The 17,946-nt window shown below is 70.3% G+C and carries 14 protein-coding genes; 4 read left to right on the top strand and 10 right to left on the bottom strand.

Annotated features, from left to right (window positions below):
* Positions 1 to 266 precede the first annotated feature (266 nt).
* On the top strand, positions 267 to 893 hold the full coding sequence (locus tag ACZ4Z2_RS06375; RefSeq protein ID WP_468072957.1) for a hypothetical protein: 627 nt from the start codon (positions 267 to 269) through the stop codon (positions 891 to 893).
* A 357-nt stretch (positions 894 to 1,250) separates the two neighbouring features.
* Here the strand turns inward: ACZ4Z2_RS06375 and ACZ4Z2_RS06370 are convergent, their stop codons facing one another.
* The 3 genes from ACZ4Z2_RS06370 to ACZ4Z2_RS06360 form a co-directional block, all read right to left on the bottom strand.
* Positions 1,251 to 1,856, bottom strand: coding sequence for a hypothetical protein (locus tag ACZ4Z2_RS06370; RefSeq protein ID WP_468072956.1), 606 nt, complete (start codon positions 1,854 to 1,856; stop codon positions 1,251 to 1,253).
* Between the two features lie 68 nt (positions 1,857 to 1,924).
* On the bottom strand, positions 1,925 to 2,626 hold the full coding sequence (locus ACZ4Z2_RS06365; RefSeq protein ID WP_468072954.1) for a ribonuclease HII: 702 nt from the start codon (positions 2,624 to 2,626) through the stop codon (positions 1,925 to 1,927).
* Positions 2,627 to 2,706: 80 nt separating this feature from the next.
* Entirely contained in the window at positions 2,707 to 3,330 is a 624-nt protein-coding gene (locus ACZ4Z2_RS06360; protein ID WP_468072952.1) for a TetR/AcrR family transcriptional regulator, read from the bottom strand.
* Positions 3,331 to 3,501: 171 nt separating this feature from the next.
* Here ACZ4Z2_RS06360 and ACZ4Z2_RS06355 point away from each other — a divergent pair, with 171 nt between their 5' ends.
* A complete protein-coding gene (locus ACZ4Z2_RS06355) occupies positions 3,502 to 5,049 on the top strand; it encodes an MFS transporter (RefSeq protein WP_468072950.1) in 1,548 nt (515 codons plus the stop codon).
* Positions 5,050 to 5,221: 172 nt separating this feature from the next.
* On the opposite strand, the gene ACZ4Z2_RS06350 is transcribed toward ACZ4Z2_RS06355, so the two are convergent.
* From ACZ4Z2_RS06350 to ACZ4Z2_RS06335, 4 genes are all read right to left on the bottom strand, one after another.
* A complete protein-coding gene (locus tag ACZ4Z2_RS06350) occupies positions 5,222 to 6,736 on the bottom strand; it encodes a DUF4153 domain-containing protein (protein WP_468073354.1) in 1,515 nt (504 codons plus the stop codon).
* A gap of 622 nt (positions 6,737 to 7,358) precedes the next feature.
* Positions 7,359 to 8,264 carry an ADP-ribosylglycohydrolase family protein gene (locus tag ACZ4Z2_RS06345; protein ID WP_468072948.1) on the bottom strand — a complete coding sequence of 302 codons (906 nt, stop codon included), beginning with the start codon at positions 8,262 to 8,264 and terminating at the stop codon, positions 7,359 to 7,361.
* Positions 8,265 to 8,276: 12 nt separating this feature from the next.
* Positions 8,277 to 8,936: a histidine phosphatase family protein gene (locus ACZ4Z2_RS06340; protein WP_468072946.1), complete on the bottom strand. Its 660-nt coding sequence runs from the start codon at positions 8,934 to 8,936 to the stop codon at positions 8,277 to 8,279.
* Between the two features lie 152 nt (positions 8,937 to 9,088).
* The gene (locus ACZ4Z2_RS06335) at positions 9,089 to 9,694 is read right to left on the bottom strand and encodes a YdbC family protein (protein ID WP_468072944.1); all 606 of its coding nucleotides are present in this window, start codon (positions 9,692 to 9,694) and stop codon (positions 9,089 to 9,091) included.
* A 154-nt stretch (positions 9,695 to 9,848) separates the two neighbouring features.
* On the opposite strand from ACZ4Z2_RS06335, the gene ACZ4Z2_RS06330 reads away from it, so the two are divergent.
* Positions 9,849 to 10,382, top strand: coding sequence for a TerD family protein (locus ACZ4Z2_RS06330; RefSeq protein WP_468072942.1), 534 nt, complete (start codon positions 9,849 to 9,851; stop codon positions 10,380 to 10,382).
* 183 nt (positions 10,383 to 10,565) lie between these two features.
* On the opposite strand, the gene ACZ4Z2_RS06325 is transcribed toward ACZ4Z2_RS06330, so the two are convergent.
* Both ACZ4Z2_RS06325 and nrdR read right to left on the bottom strand, forming a co-directional pair.
* Positions 10,566 to 13,460: a vitamin B12-dependent ribonucleotide reductase gene (locus tag ACZ4Z2_RS06325; protein WP_468072940.1), complete on the bottom strand. Its 2,895-nt coding sequence runs from the start codon at positions 13,458 to 13,460 to the stop codon at positions 10,566 to 10,568.
* A 160-nt stretch (positions 13,461 to 13,620) separates the two neighbouring features.
* A complete protein-coding gene (nrdR, locus tag ACZ4Z2_RS06320) occupies positions 13,621 to 14,181 on the bottom strand; it encodes a transcriptional regulator NrdR (protein ID WP_468072938.1) in 561 nt (186 codons plus the stop codon).
* 551 nt (positions 14,182 to 14,732) lie between these two features.
* Between nrdR and lexA the strand changes: the two genes are divergently transcribed.
* A complete protein-coding gene (lexA, locus tag ACZ4Z2_RS06315) occupies positions 14,733 to 15,509 on the top strand; it encodes a transcriptional repressor LexA (RefSeq protein ID WP_055512494.1) in 777 nt (258 codons plus the stop codon).
* 135 nt (positions 15,510 to 15,644) lie between these two features.
* Here lexA and ACZ4Z2_RS06310 read toward each other — a convergent pair whose 3' ends face one another.
* On the bottom strand, positions 15,645 to 17,621 hold the full coding sequence (locus ACZ4Z2_RS06310; protein WP_468072936.1) for an ATP-dependent DNA helicase: 1,977 nt from the start codon (positions 17,619 to 17,621) through the stop codon (positions 15,645 to 15,647).
* Positions 17,622 to 17,946 lie beyond the last annotated feature (325 nt).

Raw genomic sequence — 17,946 nt, 5'->3', positions numbered from 1 at the left:
CGCCCCGGACCGAGGCGTCAACAGCGCGTTGATCACTGCCACCCCGGGCGTTGCCGACGAGTCCCACGGGGCGGGGATATAAACGGTGGATCACCACAAAACCGCCAGTGGCCCCAATTGCTCGTTGCCGCAACCAAGTTCGGCAGGAAGAATTGAGGTCCGCTCCCCGCACGGCCCACCGGTGAACCGGTAGGGCTTCTGCTGCGGCGTGCGCTCCCCCAGTCCGACCCCGCCCGCAGTGTGGGCGCGTAGCCGAAGGGAGGATCGTGACCTTCGGATTCGCTCCGTCCTCGGCGGCCTCCATGTCGACGTCTGCCGACCTGTCCGCCGCTTCCGCCAACCGGTTGCTCGAACCCGCGGAGTGGGCCGCCGCGGGGATTCCGCTGCTGCGCAACCCCCGGGAGATCGTGAGCGGGCTGCACGCGCGCCACCAGCCCCGGCCCGCGACGGCGGTCATCGCCGTCCTGGACCCCGACGAACGGCTGCGGGCGAGCGCCTCGTTCATCCGGCGACCGGCCCCGGCGGACGGCTGGATGTTCCGTAACGCGCTGCTCGCCCAGCTGCGCCGGGTCATCCCGCACGACCTGCGCCGGCGCACGCCGGTGCGGACGGCCGTACTGCTGTACTGCCGTGACGGGGACGCGCGTTGGACGGAGGAGGACGGGGCGTGGATGTGGGGGCTGCGGGACGCCTGCACCCTGCACGGACTGCGCTGCGGGGCGTACATCACGCTGACACGTGACGGCTGGCAGGTCCTCGGCGAGGGCCGCGGCGGCCGTCGCCCCCACGCGGACTCACCGGCCGAGCCGTTCGCCACGGCCGTGGCACCGCCGCCGATCCCGCGCACCGGCGGGGTGGCCTCCGAGGTACTGCGCCGAGCGGCGGCCCGCTGACCCGAGGGCCTCCGGGCCCTCCGCTCACGTCGAACGGGCGGCGCCGGCACACCTCAGGCCAAGCACCCGTACTCCCGCTACGGGGCGCTCGCGCGTGCGCGCACCGCTGGGTGCGGGCACCGCGACCCTGCCCGCACCGGCACCGGCACCGGCACCGGCACCGGCACCGGCACCGGCACCGGCAGAGTCTTGCCCACCCTCGCCGCATCGTCCTTCGCGCGCGCACGCGAAACACCCCGCCGGCACGCCGAAGCGCCCCGTCGCGGGGTGTGGCCGTCGTGGCCCCGGAGGGCCGCGCCGGGCACGCGTCCCTCGCCGGTGAGCCCTGGCGGGCCTACCGGAAGGGTCCGCGGTCGTTCAGACGCCGGCGCCCAGCACCGCGTTGATCATCTGCGGGTCGCCGCAGACGATCAGCAGCGCACGAGCCCGGCCGAGAGCCTTCGGCAGTGTCTGCGCGGTGCGGGCATCGGCGCCGCCGTTGACGGCGACCACGACCACGGGACGCGGCGCGGCCCGCTCGACGGCGGAGGCGTCGGCGTAGAAGACGTCGTCGCCCGCGTCGTGCTGGGCCCAGTACGCGCTCTCCCCGAAGGACAGCTCGTGAGCGGCCCACGGATGCTGTTCACCGGTGGTGATCAGCAGCACGTCACCGGGGGCGCGCCCCGATTCCAGCAGCAGGTCGACGGCTTCCTCCGCGGCGTCCAGCGCGCCCTCGGCGGAGGCCGGGATCAGCTGGATCTGCGGGGTGGCGGCCGGAGCGGACGGCCCGGGCTTGGTCGCGGTGTGCGACGCGCGCTGGGCCGGCACCGGCCGGGCAGGACCCGGGCGGCCGGGACGCGGCGGGGCCGCGGGACGGGGTCCGGGTACGGGACGGGGGGTCGGCGCGACGCGGCCGCTGGCCGGAGTGGCGCGCGGACCCTGGGCACTCTCGTGAATCTGAGGCTCCTCGGGAATGAGAGGCATGAGCTGATGTTTATCAAACGCCGCTGCGACTCGCGTCGGCGGGTGGCACATGAGTGCGAACGAATCCGTCAGAAATCGAAGCCGAGCTGACCCTCGATCTCCGGAACGCTTCCGTCCGCCCAGTTGCGGGCCTTCTTGAGGTGCCGCCACTGGGGCAGCGCATCAAGATACGCCCACGACAACCGGTGGTGCGGGGTGGGTCCCCGCTCCGCCAGAGCGGCCTTGTGCACGGGCGACGGATAGCCGGCGTTGGCCGCGAAACCGAAGTCTGCATGCTCGACACCCAGTTCGGCCATCATTTTGTCGCGCTGAACCTTGGCGATCACCGAGGCCGCCGCGACGGCGACACAGGACTGGTCGCCCTTGATCACCGTACGGACGCGCCACGGCGACCCGAGGTAGTCGTGCTTGCCGTCGAGGATGACCGCGTCGGGACGCACCGGAAGCGCGTCCAGGGCCCGTACGGCGGCGAGCCGCAGCGCGGCCGTCATCCCCAGGTCGTCTATCTCCTCCGGGGAGGCGTGACCGAGGGCGTACGACGTCACCCACTTCAGCAGTTCCTCGGCAAGCGCCTCACGGCGCTTGATCGTCAGGAGCTTGGAGTCGGTGAGGCCCTCGGGCGGTCGACGCAGTCCGGTGATCGCCGCGCAGACGGTGACGGGACCGGCCCACGCACCTCGCCCCACCTCGTCGACACCGGCAATGACCTTCGCTCCGGTCGTGGCGCGCAGAGAGCGCTCGACGGTGTGAGTAGGTGGTTCGTACGGCATGGCGCCCTTAGCCTACGCCGCCCGTCAGGCCGCGCGACACCCAGGTCCCGGGGCGGCCGCGACCCTGCGGCGAGGCCGCCTCAGGCGACCCGCGAGCGCAGCAGCGGCACCATCAACTGGTCGATCATCTCAGCGATCTCGCGCTCGCCCCATTCGCTGCCGCACACCTTCGAGCGGTACATCATCATGGCGGGAATCGCGTCGAGGACATAGCCGTTGGCCGCGTCGGGACGCACCTCTCCGCGGCGGATCCCCCGCTCCAGGATCTCCCGCAACAGCTTCACGGTGGGCTCGATGACACCCTCGATGATCACTGTGTGGAAGCGCTCCGCCTGGAGGGTGTCGCATTCGTGAATCACCGAGCGCAGGGCGAACCCGGGGCGCGAGAACATCGCCTCACGAGCCTGCCGACACAGTTCCAGCAGGTCGTCGCGCACGTTTCCCCGGTCGGGCACCTCGTCGAAGCGCGGCAACCCGGCCTGGAGCGCGTCCGCGACGAGGTCCTCCTTCGACGGCCAGCGCCGGTAAACCGCCGCCTTGCCCGTCTGGGCGCCCGCCGCGACCCCCTCCATGGTGAGGCCGTTCCAGCCGACCGTGCTGAGCTGGTCCAGCGCGGCATCGAGGATCGCGCGTTCGAGTACGGCGCCGCGCCGGCGCGGGGAGGCCGTCTGAGCGGGAGCGGCCGTCCAGCGCGAAGTGACCATCTGTGTTTCTCCGTTGAGCCTGGGGTGGGGATCTCGGCGAGTGCGAGCGGGCGGTAGGGGCGTACGACGGCGGCGACTTCGGTGAACGCTTGCGTTCACTAAGGGGGACTCACTACCGTTGACGCGACAGTGAACGCGAGCGTTCACTAAGGCATTTGTGGGGGACCCATAGTGACGACCTCTCCGTTGATTCAGGATCAGAAGCCGGGAGCTGCCCGCCGGGAGGGGCGTCCCGGCATCGCGCTCACAGTCATCGCGGCCTGCCAACTCATGGTGGTACTGGACGCGACGATTGTGAACATCGCGCTCCCGCACATTCAAGAGTCGCTCAAGTTCAGCACCACCGACCTGACATGGGTGGTCAGCGCGTACACGCTGACGTTCGGCGGTCTGCTGCTCCTGGGTGGCCGGGCCGGGGACATCCTCGGTCGCCGCCGTGTCTTCATGACCGGCATTCTCGTCTTCACGCTCGCCTCACTCCTCGGCGGTCTCGCCCAGGAGCCCTGGCAGTTGCTGGCCGCGCGCGCTCTCCAGGGGGTGGGTGGCGCGATCGCGTCGCCGACCTCGCTGGCGCTGATCACCACGACGTTCCCGGAGGGGCCCGAGCGGAACCGGGCGTTCGGGGTGTTCGCCGCGGTCTCGGCGGGCGGTGGCGCCATCGGTCTGCTGGCGGGCGGCATGCTCACCGAATGGCTGGACTGGCGCTGGGTGCTCTTCGTCAACGTCCCGATCGGTGTGCTGATCGCCGTGCTCGCGCCGATGTACATCAATGAGTCGGAGCGGCACCCCGGGCGGTTCGACATCGCGGGCGCGCTCACCTCGACGGCGGGTATGGCCTCCCTCGTGTACGGCTTCATCCGCGCGGCGGAGGAGGGCTGGCGGGACGGTCTGACCATCGGTTCGTTCGCGGCGGCGGTGGTCCTGCTGCTGGCGTTCGGGTACATCGAGAGCCGGGCCAAGGAGCCGATCACTCCTCTGAGGATGTTCGCCGACCGCAACCGCTCGGGCACGTACGTGATCATGCTGAGCCTGGCCGCGGCGATGTTCGGCATGTTCTTCTTCATCGTGCTGTTCGTGCAGAACGTGCTGCGGTACACGCCGATCGAGGCCGGTCTGGCCTTCCTTCCGGTCACCGTCGCGATCGTCACGGGAGCGGGTCTGTCGCAGAGGTTCCTGCCGGTGCTGGGGCCGAAGCCGTTCATGCTGGGCGGCTCGACGCTGGTCGCGCTCGGCCTCGCCTGGCAGACCCTGATCACCCCCGACAGCTCCTACCTCAGCGGTGTGCTCGGCCCGATGCTGCTGTTCGGCTTCGGTATGGGGCTGAACTTCGTGACGCTCACCCTGACGGCCGTCTCCGGGGTCGCCCCGCACGAGGCGGGAGCGGCGTCCGGTCTGCTCAACGCCACACAGCAGGTGGGCGGTTCGCTGGGTCTGTCCATCCTCACCACGGTCTTCGGTACGGCCAGCCGTGAGGAGGGGGAGAAGCAGGTGCAGCTGTTCATGGCGCAGGCGTCGGCCGAGCAGAAGGCCGAGTTCGCCAGGACGCAGCAGCTTCCGGCTCCCTGGAGCCACGAGGTGCTCTCCCACGGCATCGCGACGGCGTTCGTCCCCGCCATCGCGATGGCCGTTCTCGCCCTGGTCACCGCCGCGGTGGTCATCAGGGTCCGCAAGAGCGACCTGGACGCTCTCGCGGGAACGGCAGGCCCCGCCGGAGGCTGACCACCACCCTCGAACGACGCCGGACCACGCCCCGAAGCCCGAGACAGGGGGCGCGGTCCGGCCAGGGAGCCCTGCCTCAGCGCCGTCCCCGGCTGGGACACACTCCCGGGGCGAGCCTCAGTGGACACCGGCGCCGCAGGAGAACCTCGAGGGACGCGCCAGGACGGGGATCTCAGCGGACCAACGGCTCCGGCTCTCGCTCCGACTCGCCGCACGCAGGCCCGCTCGCCGCCCCGCTCGCCTCCGGCAGCAGCGGCCGCTCCGCGAGGGCGCGCCGGGCCTTTGCCTCTCCCCAGCTCGTGGCGTACCAGGGAGTGTCTCGCTCCTCGTCCAGTTCGGCGGCGATGTCCCGCAAAGCGCACGAGCGCAGGGGCTCCTCCAGCCGGTCAAGGACGGGTACGGCGTCGGCGGACAGCCCTCTGGCGTACTCCAGGTCGAACCGGCCCGTCGCCGCGTACCGTTCGAGATTGCGCTCGGCGATCAGCGCGTCCGGCGACCCGAACCCGAACGTGAGCACCGCGGCGACCGCACTGGCGGCGACGGCGCGCGGAAGCCAGCGGGCGCCCCACACCCCGGCCGCCATGATGAGCACGATGACCAGGCCGAGCCACAGCTCCATGGCCACCACCGAGATCCTCAGTCGCGTCAGCCCATACGCCTCCACATACATGTCCATACGACGCACAGCGGATGCCACGACAACGAGGGCCAGAGCGCACAGGGTTCCCAGCACCGCGCGCACGAGCGTGCGGTCACTCGATCGGGTGCGCGGAGCCCAGCGCAGCGCCACGACGATGACCACCAGGGTGAGCAGGGTGGCCATCAGCAACTGCCAGAAGCCCTGACGTGCGTACTGGGCGTACGTCAGCCCGGTTTCCGCCAGCACGGCGTCGTACCCCCCGAAGAGCACGGCGAGCTGGACGGCGTTGAAAGCGGCGAAGAGGGCGATGAGCCCCACCAGGGGAAGCGCCCACTCGACACGGCCGCGGGCCTGCCCGGCGGGGACCTGGACCCGGTCCCAGCGGGTCGGCGCCGCAGCGGTGCGGGCCGCGGCGAGCGTCCCGAAGAGGCCCAGCATGAGGAGCAGGACCCGCCATGGCCCGTCCTCCGTGGAGAGGTCGGGCACCAGGGCGCCCAGGAGGTCGGCGAAGGCGGCGTCCGCCGAGGCGAACAGCATCCCGAAGACCAGCAGCAGCCCCGCCGCCACCGCCAGCGCCCGCAGCACTGGCCCCGCCTTGCTCCGGTCGCCGCCCGCGCGTTCCCGTACCCCCTGCCAGGCCCAGGCCGGGCCGGTGACCACGGCCGTCAGCACACCGACGGGGCCGAGCAGGACGGCCGGCCAGGTGCGGCCGCCGTGCAGGGCGAGCGAGCCCGCCGCGAGCGCGGTGACGACCGCGAGGAACGAGGGCCACTCGGCGGCCCGCACCGCGGGCACGACCAGCAGGGCGAGCCCTCCCCCGCCCCAGACCAGCGCCCAGTGGCGCGGCCGCCGACCGGCCCGTCGCCCGGCGAAGTAAACGGCCAGCGTCGCGGGTACAGCGACGATCAGCAGGTTGACCGCCATCCCGTCGCCAAGCAGCACCATGCTGAGCAGCCCGGTGGCCAGCGCGGCCCAGAGCGTCGCCGTACGGATCGGCGCGGGCTCCCGGACGCCGAGCCCGACCGACCCCAGCGTCGAGGACGGCACCCCTCCGGACGCCGTCCCGACGGTCGCCGCCTTGGCAGCAGCCACGCTGGCAGACGCGGCCTGGGTGAACGCCGTCCCGGCTGACGCGGTGCCATCAGACGCCGTCTCGGCGGACGCCGTATCGGCCCCGGCGACCGATTTCGTCGGCTCAGGCCCATGGGCCCGGCGCTCTCCCCCGACATCCGCCGGCGGCGCTTGCGCCTCCGAGCCGGACTGTCCGGCCGAAGCTCGCGCCCTGGGCGTCCGCCCGTCGGATCCGTCCGGGGCCGGCGTGGACGGTGGCGTGGACGGTGGTTCGGACACGGGACCCCCTCCCCCGACCGGCCCTCACCGTCCGCCGCCGCGGGCAGCGTGCCGCGCGGCGGAAGGCTCGTGACCGGTGTGTCGGCACCGCTGTCGTCAAGATCGACAGCGGCGTGCCGGACAGGCTATGCGGCGGGACGAGCCCTCACCGAGGCCGAGGAGCACTCTGTGGCACGCCTGTGACAGTCGGGGAGGTTGCGCCCTCTGGGACAAGGGAAACGCGCCCGCGGCACCTGAGACCCAGGAACGCGCGGACTCCGCGAGCGCCCGGACACCGACCGCCCGCTGCTGCGGGCCCCTCCGGCCGCCGACCGCCGGACTACCGGACGGGCGCCCAGTCCGGCAGTGCCTCCGTCTGTTCCACCCAGCTCTCCGGAGGCGCCCCGCCCTTGCCGCCGGCTGCGACCACTCCGCCGACGATCGCGCAGGTCGTGTCGACGTCGCCGCCCGCCTGGGCGGTGGTCCAGAAGGCCGTCTCGTAGTCCCCGAGGGCGCGAGCGGCCGACCAGAGCGCGAACGGCACGGTGTCGTGCGCCGTCGTACGCCGGCCACACCCCAGTACGGCCGCGACGGTGTCCGCGTCGCCGTAGTCCAGCATGTCCCGGGCACGCCGCAGCCCCGCGGCGACGGCACTCTTGGGGACGAGCGCGATGACGCCGTCGAGCAGCGCCTGGGCGGTCGGGGGCCCCGCCGGGTCGGCCGCCAGCGCGGCGGCAGCGGCGACGGCCATGGCGCCGACGACGGCCTCGCGGTGCTGGTGCGTGGGATAGGCGGAGATCTCCGCCTGGTGCGTCGCCTGCTCGGGGTCGCCCGCGTACCAGGCGCCCAGCGGAGCGATCCGCATGGCCGCGCCGTTGCCCCAGGATCCCTGACCGTTGAAGAGCGCGGCGGACAGTTCACGCCAGTCGCCGCCCTCGCGGACCAGCCGCAGCAGGCGGTTGACCGCAGGCCCGTAGCCCCGGTCGAAGTCGTGGTGGACGGCGAAGGAGCGGGCCAGTTCGTCCTGGTCGATCCGGTGGTGGGCGGCGAGGACGGCCACGACGGAACAGGCCATCTCGGTGTCGTCGGTCCACTGCCAGGGACCGGCCGGGGTCTCGCGCCGCTTGAGCAGCGGATAGTTCACCGGCACGAAGTACTGCGAGCCCAGCGCGTCCCCCACCGCGAGGCCGCGCAGGCTGGCGAGGGCACGCTCCAGGCGGCCGTCGGGAGAGGAGTCAGCGGTCATCGCCCTGCCACTCTAACTGGTGGCACCGTACGATTCCGGGTCCCGCCAGCGGTCGAACGGCCGGTCGAGGGTGTACTTGCCGTCCTCCCCGAGAACGAGCATCCGCATCTCCGCGTTCCCCGGGTTCGACAGGGACTCGAACTCGGCGACCGTCCAGTGGAACCAGCGCATGCAGAACAGGCGCATGGCGAGCCCGTGGGTCACTATCAGGACGTTCGGCGGGTGGTGGGGGTCCTCGAAACTGCGGAAGAGGCTCTCCAGGAAATTGCCGACCCGGTCGTAGACGTCCGCCCCGGACTCCCCCTGCGCGAAGCGGTAGAAGAAATGGCCGTACGCGTCCCGGTACGCCTTCTGGAGTCGCACGTCCGCGGGGTCCTGCCAGTTGCCCCAGTCCTGCTCCCGCAGCCGGGGTTCCTCCCGGACGCGCACCTGTTCCGGGTCCAGATGGAACGCCTGGAAGGTCTCGTGCGTCCGGCGGTAGGGGGAGACGTAGACGCTGACACGCTCCCGGCCGAACAGCTCCCGGAGCCGTTTGCCGGTCTCCTCGGCCTGCTGCCAGCCCAGCTCGGTGAGCGCCAGAGCGTGGTCGGGCTCGCGCTCGTACACGGTGTCATCAACATTGCCGGTTGACTCGCCGTGCCGGACAAGGACGATGCGCCGTGGTCGTGCCATGCCAAAACCCTAAAGGGGGCGACGCCGTATCGAGCACCCGTCGGGTCCCGTACGGCGTAGATCACACGGATCAGGGGAGTCCGTTTTCCGGACCCACCCGAGTTCGGATTTCCAACCTAGCAGGTCGGATCGCATTGACGCAGCGTTCTTCGTCAGACCGTCCAGCTCGGTTCCAACTCCACGATGTCGCCCGCGAGGGCGGCGACATCCGCTTCGATCTGGGCTCGCAGGGCGAGGCGCTCGATGCGTTCGACGCGGTACTTGCCGTGCTCGGCGGCCGAGTGCCACATGGAGAGGATCAGGAACTCATGGCCCGGCGCCTCACCGAACAGCCCCCGCAGCATCCCCGGGGAACCCGCCATCGCCGGGTTCCATACCTTCTCCTGCATCAGCGCGAAGTGCTCGGCCCGCTCCTCGTGCACACGGCAGTGCGCCACCCGCACCAGGTCGGCGTCCGCGAAGCGGGGCTCGAAGCCGGTCTTCACATCGAAGCGGTGGTCGAACAGCTTGACCTGCGAGTCCTTGTAGGTACCGGACTGCGAGGCGGCGAGGCGGTCGTGGGAGCGGGCCATGAAGGAGTCGTAGAAGGCGCGGCTCTCCCAGAACGAGAAGATGTGCGCCACCCCCGGTCGTGCCCGGCTCCAGCCCCCACCCTGTCCACGGAATCCCGGCTCCCCCAGAAGCCCCGCCCACTTTCGCTGCCCCCGCTCGAAACCGCGGCGGTCGACCACGGTGCAGCGAATCCACTTGACCAGCACCGCGCCATGGTAAGGCCACGGAGCGTGGCGCTGGTCACTCTCCGACGGGTTGTGGCCCGACGAGCGTCGGCGTACGCATGCGAGGATGGGCAACTGGCCTGGACTGGGGAGCAGTTCGGCCAGCCAGTACCGGAGAACGGGGAGGAGAGTTCTGTTGAACGGCCTCAACAAGGGCATCCGCAAGGTCGAGGTGTCACTGAAGTGGGACCCGAGCCCTGCCGGGCAGCCGCCCACGGACCTCGACATCGTCGCGGCGACCTACCCGGCGGCCGACCCGAGCGGCGATCCCGCCTACGTCGTGCACTTCGACAGCCGTTCGCCCGACGGCACCATCACCCTCAACCGCGACAGCAAGACCGGCCAGGGCTTCGGCTGGGACGAGGTCATGACGGTGGAGCTGAACCGCCTCGACAGCCGGTACGGACGCGTGGTGATCGGTGTCGCCATACAGCAGGGGGCGAGCCCGAAGACCTTCGGCGACGTCAGCAAGCCGGCCCTGCGCATCCGCGAGGACTACACCGTCCTGGCGGAGGACGACTTCGCGGGGGTCCGGGGCGCCACGGCCGCGGTCATCGCCGAGTTCGTTCGGGACGACTCCGGAGCCTGGAACTTCCTGCCCGGCCTGCACGGCTACGACGAGGACCCGGCGACCTTCGCCCGCGTCATGGGCGCCCCGCGCCAATCCTGACGCACCGCGCCCGTCCTGACAGATCGCGCTCGTCCTGGCGGATCGCGCCCGTCCTGACGGATCGCGCCCGTCCTGACGGATCGCGCCACGCACCTCGAAGGGCGGCACAGCCACCGGCCGCGCCGCCCTTCAGTGTTCCAACCGTCAGCTGATCTCAGCTGGTCACAGCCGACTCAGCCGGTGTCAGCTGCACCCGCTGGTCGAGCCGCAGCCCTCGCAGATGTAGCAGGAGCCGGCCCGCTGCATCTTCGTACCGCAGGAGAAGCAGAGCGGGGCGTCGGCGTGGATGCCCAGCTGCATCTCCACCAGCTCGGCGCTGGTGTGCGCCTGCTTCGGGGCGGGCTTGGCCGCCTCGACCTCGGCCCTCGGCGTGGCCACGGCCTTCAGGTCCGTCTGCCGCGGGGCCGACTGGGCCAGGCCCTCGACGTCCACGTCCTCTTCCGCGGGCTCGTACGAACCCGTCTCCAGGTGACGCTGGCGCTCCTCGGCGGAGTGGATGCCGAGCGCGGAGCGCGTCTCGAAGGGCAGGAAGTCCAGCGCCAGACGGCGGAAGATGTAGTCGACGATCGACTGGGCCATCCGCACGTCCGGGTCGTCCGTCATACCGGCCGGCTCGAAGCGCATGTTGGTGAACTTCGAGACGTACGTCTCCAGCGGCACGCCGTACTGGAGACCGACGGAGACCGCGATGGAGAAGGCGTCCATCATGCCGGCGAGGGTGGAACCCTGCTTGGACATCTTCAGGAAGACCTCGCCGAGACCGTCGTCCGGGTAGGAGTTGGCGGTCATGTAGCCCTCGGCGCCGCCGACGGTGAAGGACGTGGTGATGCCGGGACGTCCCTTCGGGAGGCGCTTGCGGACCGGGCGGTACTCGACGACCTTCTCGACCGCGGTCCGGATCGTCTCCTCGGCCTTCTCGGTGATCTCCGCCTTCTCCGACTCCTTGGTCTTGGCGGAGAGCGGCTGGCCGACCTTGCAGTTGTCGCGGTAGATCGCCAGCGCCTTGACGCCGAGCTTCCAGGCCTCGAAGTAGATCTCCTCGACCTCCTCGACGGTCGCCGTCTCCGGCATGTTGACCGTCTTGGAGATGGCGCCCGAGATCCACGGCTGGATCGCGGCCATCATGCGGACGTGCCCCATCGGGGAGATGGCGCGCTCGCCCATGGCGCAGTCGAACACCTCGTAGTGCTCGTGAGCGAGACCGGGCGCGTCGATCACGTTGCCGTGGTCGGCGATGTGGGCGACGATCGCCTCGATCTGCTCCTCCTGGTAGCCCAGGCGGCGCAGGGCCTGCGGGACGGTGCCGTTGACGATCTGCATCGAGCCGCCGCCGACCAGCTTCTTGAACTTGACCAGCGCCAGGTCCGGCTCGACACCGGTGGTGTCGCAGGACATCGCCAGGCCGATGGTGCCGGTGGGGGCGAGCACGGACGCCTGCGAGTTGCGGAAGCCGTTCTTCTCGCCGAGGCGGACCACGTCCTGCCAGGCCTCCGTGGCGGCGGCCCAGACCGGGGTGTCCAGGTCGTCCATGCGCACGGCGGTGCCGTTGGCGTCGGAGTGCTGCTTCATGACGCGGTTGTGGGCGTCGGCGTTGCGGGCGTAGCCGTCGTAGGGGCCGACGACCGCGGCCAGTTCGGCGGAGCGGCGGTAGGCCGTACCGGTCATCAGGGAGGTGATGGCGCCGGCGAGGGCGCGGCCGCCGTCGGAGTCGTACGCGTGGCCGGTCGCCATGAGCAGGGCGCCGAGGTTGGCGTAGCCGATGCCGAGCTGGCGGAAGGCGCGGGTGTTCTCGCCGATCTTCTGGGTGGGGAAGTCCGCGAAGCAGATGGAGATGTCCATCGCGGTGATGACCAGCTCGACGACCTTCTGGAAACGCTCGACGTCGAAGGACTGGCTGCCCTTGCCGTCGTCGTTCAGGAACTTCATCAGGTTCAGCGAGGCCAGGTTGCAGGACGTGTTGTCCAGGTGCATGTACTCGCTGCACGGGTTCGACGCGGTGATCCGGCCGGACTCGGGGCAGGTGTGCCAGTTGTTGATGGTGTCGTCGTACTGGATGCCGGGGTCGGCGCAGGCCCAGGCGGCCTCGGCGATCTTGCGGAAGAGCGCCTTGGCGTCGACCTGCTCGATGACCTCACCGGTCATCCGGGCGCGCAGACCGAAGTCGCCGCCCGCCTCGACGGCCTTCATGAACTCGTCGTTCACGCGGACCGAGTTGTTGGCGTTCTGGTACTGGACGGAGGTGATGTCGTCACCACCGAGGTCCATGTCGAAGCCCGCGTCGCGCAGGACGCGGATCTTCTCCTCCTCCTTCACCTTGGTCTCGATGAAGTCCTCGATGTCCGGGTGGTCCACGTCGAGGACGACCATCTTGGCGGCGCGGCGGGTGGCACCGCCCGACTTGATCGTTCCTGCGGACGCGTCGGCGCCGCGCATGAAGGAGACGGGACCGGAGGCGTTGCCACCGGAGGAGAGCAGTTCCTTGGAGGAACGGATACGGGAGAGGTTCAGGCCGGCGCCGGAGCCGCCCTTGAAGATCATGCCCTCTTCCTTGTACCAGTCGAGGATCGACTCCATGGAGTCGTCGACGGCCAGGATGAAGCAGGCGGAGACCTGCTGGGGCTGCGGGGTGCCCACGTTGAACCAGACGGGGCTGTTGAAGCTGAAGATCTGGTGCAGGAGGGCGTACGCCAGTTCGTGCTCGAAGATCTCGGCGTCGGCGGGCGAGGCGAAGTACTTGTAGTCCTCACCGGCCTTCCGGTACGTCTTCACGATGCGGTCGATGAGCTGCTTCAGGCTCACCTCGCGCTGCGGGGTGCCGACGGCGCCCCGGAAGTACTTGCTGGTGACGATGTTGACCGCGTTCACCGACCAGAACTCGGGGAACTCGACGCCACGCTGCTCGAAGTTGACCGAGCCGTCGCGCCAGTTGGTCATGACGACGTCACGGCGCTCCCAGGCCACCTCGTCGTACGGGTGCACGCCGGGGGTGGTGTGGATGCGCTCGATACGCAGGCCCTTGCTCGCCTTGGTGCCCTTGGCGCGGGAACTCCGTGCCGGACCGCTCGCCGTCTCTGTCATGCCGCCTCCCTGTATCGGGCTGAAACGCCCTGAAGTGCCACTTTGTTCCTGTGACACGGTGTTCTGTCTTGTGTCGCGATCCGGCTCGCACAGCCGTCCGCGACAGGTCTCGATCGCCGCCGACCACCCGGCCCTGACGGTCCGGTGGTGCGGCCCGCCCTCAGTCGGCGGCGTTGGCGGGCACGGGGACCTGGGCAGCCCCTCCGGACCCGCGGTCGTTCTCCCGGCACCCCTCGACCACGCTGTCGACGTCATCGTCCGCGTCGGGGCGCTTCCCCTGCTCTTCCCTGAGTTCCGCGATGGCGGCCTCGAAGTCCTCCAGCGAATCGAACGCCCGGTAGACCGAGGCGAACCGCAAGTAGGCGACGAGGTCGAGTTCCTGCAGCGGGCCGAGTATGGCCAGACCCACGTCGTGGGTGGTCAGCTCGGCACTCCCGGTGGCACGCACCGCCTCCTCGACCCGCTGGCCGAGCTGGGCGAGCGCGTCCTCGGTGACAGGCCGCCCCTGGCATGCCTTGCGGACGCCGTTGATGACCTTGGTACGACTGAAGGGTTCGGTCACACCGGACCTCTTGACCACCATCAGCGAGCACGTCTCCACCGTCGTGAACCGACGGGAGCAGTCCGGACACTGGCGGCGCCTGCGGATCGACGTGCCGTCGTCCGTCGTACGACTGTCGACGACACGACTGTCGGGGTGCCTGCAGAAGGGACAGTGCATAACTCCAACCCTCCTCACAGCACGACTCAATAGCCCCACGAGCCTCTTGGACCCCGCGGAAGCAGCCCCAAGCATAGGGGATGACCATGAGCCCTCAGTCCGGGGGGACCACAACTTCTGGGCTGTTGCCGCAATCCAAGCACTAGATGTAGGGCTTGGCACGTAAATCCCCACACGACGCGCGTGTCGCACACGTACTGGCAAGTGCCGGACGGACCGGCCGTCGCGGAGCGCGTCCACCCGGTCGCGGAGCGGACCGGAAGGCGCCCGGAACGCGAGCGGCGCCACAGAAAATCGGGTCCCGGTACCAGGCGGAAGAAGCGGGGAGTGGCAGACTGTGCCGCGCGGCGACAGCGGCCCACGAAGCCTCCGCCCCGGCGGTGAAGAGTACAGCAATAAGCGGTTTTGTCCGTCGGGAACAGCCGAGCCATACACCTGCACACATGGTCACGTCAGGTAATCCACGGTTTTTCACTCGAACGTGTGTTTGGCGCAACCTTTCGAAAGCAACTACCGTTGTGCTGCACGGGAGACCATCGAGAGGGGCCGACGTGACCACGACCGCAGACAGCGCCACCATCACTGCCCAGGACCGCTCCCAGGGCCGACTCGAGCCGGTGCACGCGATGAACGAAGTTCCGAACCATGAAGGGCCCAAGCGGGCCCTGCCCGGCCGACCTCCAGGCATCAGGGCGGACAGCTCCGGACTGACCGACCGGCAGCGCCGGGTGATCGAGGTCATCAGGGACTCAGTGCAGCGGCGCGGGTACCCGCCGTCGATGCGGGAGATCGGTCAGGCGGTCGGCCTGTCGAGCACGTCCTCCGTGGCGCACCAGCTGATGGCCCTGGAGCGCAAGGGCTTCCTGCGCCGCGACCCGCACCGCCCACGTGCTTACGAGGTGCGGGGCTCCGACCAGGCGGCGGCGCAGCCGACCGACACCGCGGGCAAGCCGGCCGCCTCTTACGTGCCGCTCGTCGGCCGGATCGCGGCCGGTGGCCCGATCCTGGCGGAGGAGTCGGTGGAGGACGTGTTCCCGCTTCCGCGCCAGCTGGTCGGTGACGGTGAGCTGTTCGTCCTGAAGGTCGTGGGTGACTCGATGATCGAGGCCGCGATCTGCGACGGTGACTGGGTGACGGTCCGCCGCCAGCCGGTCGCTGAGAACGGCGACATCGTGGCCGCCATGCTGGACGGCGAGGCCACGGTCAAGCGCTTCAAGCGCGAGGACGGCCATGTGTGGCTGCTGCCGCACAACGCCGCCTACGAGCCCATCCCGGGTGACGACGCGACCATCCTCGGCAAGGTGGTGGCGGTCCTGCGCCGCGTCTGACCCCTCGCGGCGGACGGCTCCCGTGCCCGTCCGCGCCCCTGATCCGGGCCCCGGAATCCACTGCGCCGGTTCCGGGGTCCTGGGCTTTCCGTGCCCGGCGGCCCGTCCCCTGTGGGTGGCGGGCCACCGGCGTTCCTACGCTTCTTCGAGCGCCTTCGCCGCCTGGTCGATCGCGGCGAGCGACTTCCGTACCTGGTTACGGTCCGTCGTGTACCAGAAGTCGGGCAGTGACGCCTTGAGATAGCTGCCGTAGCGCGCTGTGGCCAGCCTCTGGTCCAGGACGGCGACGACGCCCCGGTCGCCCTGCGCCCGCACGAGGCGGCCGGCGCCCTGGGCCATCAGCAGGGCCGCGTGGGTGGCCGCCACGGCCATGAAGCCGTTGCCGCCCGCTTCCTCGACGGCCTTCTGGCGGGCGCTCATCAGCGGATCGTCGGGGCGCGGGAACGGGATCTTGTCCATGACGACCAGCTGACAGCTGGGGCCGGGCACGTCGACGCCCTGCCACAGCGAGAGCGTGCCGAACAGACAGGTCTTCGGATCGGCAGCGAAGCCCTTGATCAGCTCGCCCAGCGTCTCCTCGCCCTGGAGGAGGATCGGGAACTCCGGGATACGGACGCGCAGTTCCTCCGCCGCCAGCTGGGCCGCCCGCATCGACGAGAACAGACCGAGGGTCCGGCCGCCGGCCGCCTGGATCAACTCCGTGAGCTCGTCCAGCATGTCCGCCCGGTCACCGTCCCGCGCGGGACGCGACAAGTGCTTGGCGACGTAGAGGATGCCCTGCTTCGGATAGTCGAACGGCGAGCCGACGTCGACACCCTTCCACTGCGGGAAGTCGTCCCCCTCGGTGCCCTCGGGCGCCAGTCCCAGGGACGCCCCCACACCGTTGAAGTCGCCGCCCAGCTTCAGAGTGGCCGAGGTCAGGGTGACGGAACGGTCCGCGAAGAGCTTCTCCCTGAGGAGGCCCGACACGGACATGGGGGCCACCCGCAGGGAGGCGCCGAAGCGGTCGTGCCGCTCGTACCAGACGACGTCCCACTCGGAACCGTGGCTAATTCGCTCCGCCACGTCGTGCACGTTCTCCACGGCGGCCAGGGCCTGCTTGCGGACGGCGTCCTCGTCCTGAACGGACTTGTCGCGGGTGTTGCCGAGCGCGGTGATCACCGTACGGGCGGCGTCACGAAGCGCCATCAGGGCGTACGCCAGGTCCTCCGGAATCTCCTCCAGGCGCCCGGGCAGGGCCAGCTCCATCAGCCGTTCGAAGCCCTCGGCGGCGGTCTGGAGCTGGTCGGCGGCCTTCTCGTTGACGAGTTTCGCCGCTCGCTTCACCGCGCGGTTGACCTGGCCCGGGGTGAGCTCGCCCGTCGCCACGCCGGTCACCCGCGAGACCAGTTCATGGGCCTCGTCGACGATCAGGACCTCGTGCGGCGGGAGGACCGGGGCGCCCTCGATGGCGTCGATCGCGAGGAGGGCGTGATTGGTGACGACCACCTCGGCGAGCTTGGCCCGCTCCCGGGCCATCTCGGCGAAGCACTCGGCGCCGTACGCGCACTTCGAGGCGCCCAGACACTCCCGCGACGACACGGAGACCTGGGACCAGGCGCGGTCGGACACACCGGGAGTGAGGTCGTCCCGGTCGCCTGTCTCGGTCTCCTGGGACCAGTCCCGCAGCCGCAGCAGGTCCTGGCCCAGCTTGCTGGACGGCGCGGCCGCCTCGAACTGGTCGAAGAGGCCGTCCTCCTCGTCCTGCGGCACGCCCTCGTTGAGACGGTGCAGACACAGGTAGTTCGACCGGCCCTTGAGCATCGCGAACTCCGGACGGCGGCGCAGCAGCGGGTGCAGCGCGTCGACCGTTCTCGGCAGGTCCCGTTCCACGAGCTGCCGCTGCAGGGCCAGGGTCGCCGTGGCCACGACGACGCGCTCTCCCTGCGCGAGGGCGGGCACCAGGTAGCCGAGCGACTTACCGGTGCCGGTGCCCGCCTGGACCAGCAGATGAGAGCCGTCGTCGATCGCCTCCGCGACGGCTTCGGCCATGGTCACCTGGCCGGGGCGCTCCATCCCGCCGACGGCGGTGACGGCGGCGTGCAGGAGTTCGTGCAGTGAGGGCTTCGTCATAGCGCGACCACCCTACGGGGCGGCACTGACAAACGGGTGATCAAGGCGGAGAGGACGGGCGTGATCACGGCGAAGGACCCGGGGGTGGGAGCGGGGGCGGGGGCGGCGGAGAAGACGGGGGTGGGACAGGGGGTGGGACAGGGAGTGGGGAGCGGGATCAAGAGCGGTTCTCTTCGATGGAGGAAGGAGACGCGGGCTTGGGTCGGCGCACCTGAAAATCTCGTCCGGCCGGATCGGGAACCGGACCGGGCCGGGCGGTGTACCAGGAATGACGGCGTCACAGCAGGTGCACATCGGATCTACATGAGGCACATCAGTACCTGAG

Source organism: Streptomyces sp. NPDC030183 (assembly GCF_055573455.1).
The sequence above is the reverse complement of the archived record's forward strand: the minus strand, read 5'-3'. Positions and strand labels throughout refer to the sequence as shown.

Coding starts and splice junctions, on each gene's coding strand:
- ACZ4Z2_RS06360 (WP_468072952.1), bottom strand. CDS start 3,330: ATGGTCACTTCGCGCTGGACGGCCGCTCCCGCTCAGACGGCCTCCCCG.
- nrdR (WP_468072938.1), bottom strand. CDS start 14,181: ATGCACTGTCCCTTCTGCAGGCACCCCGACAGTCGTGTCGTCGACAGT.
- ACZ4Z2_RS06310 (WP_468072936.1), bottom strand. CDS start 17,621: ATGACGAAGCCCTCACTGCACGAACTCCTGCACGCCGCCGTCACCGCC.
- ACZ4Z2_RS06365 (WP_468072954.1), bottom strand. CDS start 2,626: ATGCCGTACGAACCACCTACTCACACCGTCGAGCGCTCTCTGCGCGCC.
- ACZ4Z2_RS06345 (WP_468072948.1), bottom strand. CDS start 8,264: ATGACCGCTGACTCCTCTCCCGACGGCCGCCTGGAGCGTGCCCTCGCC.
- ACZ4Z2_RS06325 (WP_468072940.1), bottom strand. CDS start 13,460: ATGACAGAGACGGCGAGCGGTCCGGCACGGAGTTCCCGCGCCAAGGGC.
- ACZ4Z2_RS06370 (WP_468072956.1), bottom strand. CDS start 1,856: ATGCCTCTCATTCCCGAGGAGCCTCAGATTCACGAGAGTGCCCAGGGT.
- ACZ4Z2_RS06340 (WP_468072946.1), bottom strand. CDS start 8,936: ATGGCACGACCACGGCGCATCGTCCTTGTCCGGCACGGCGAGTCAACC.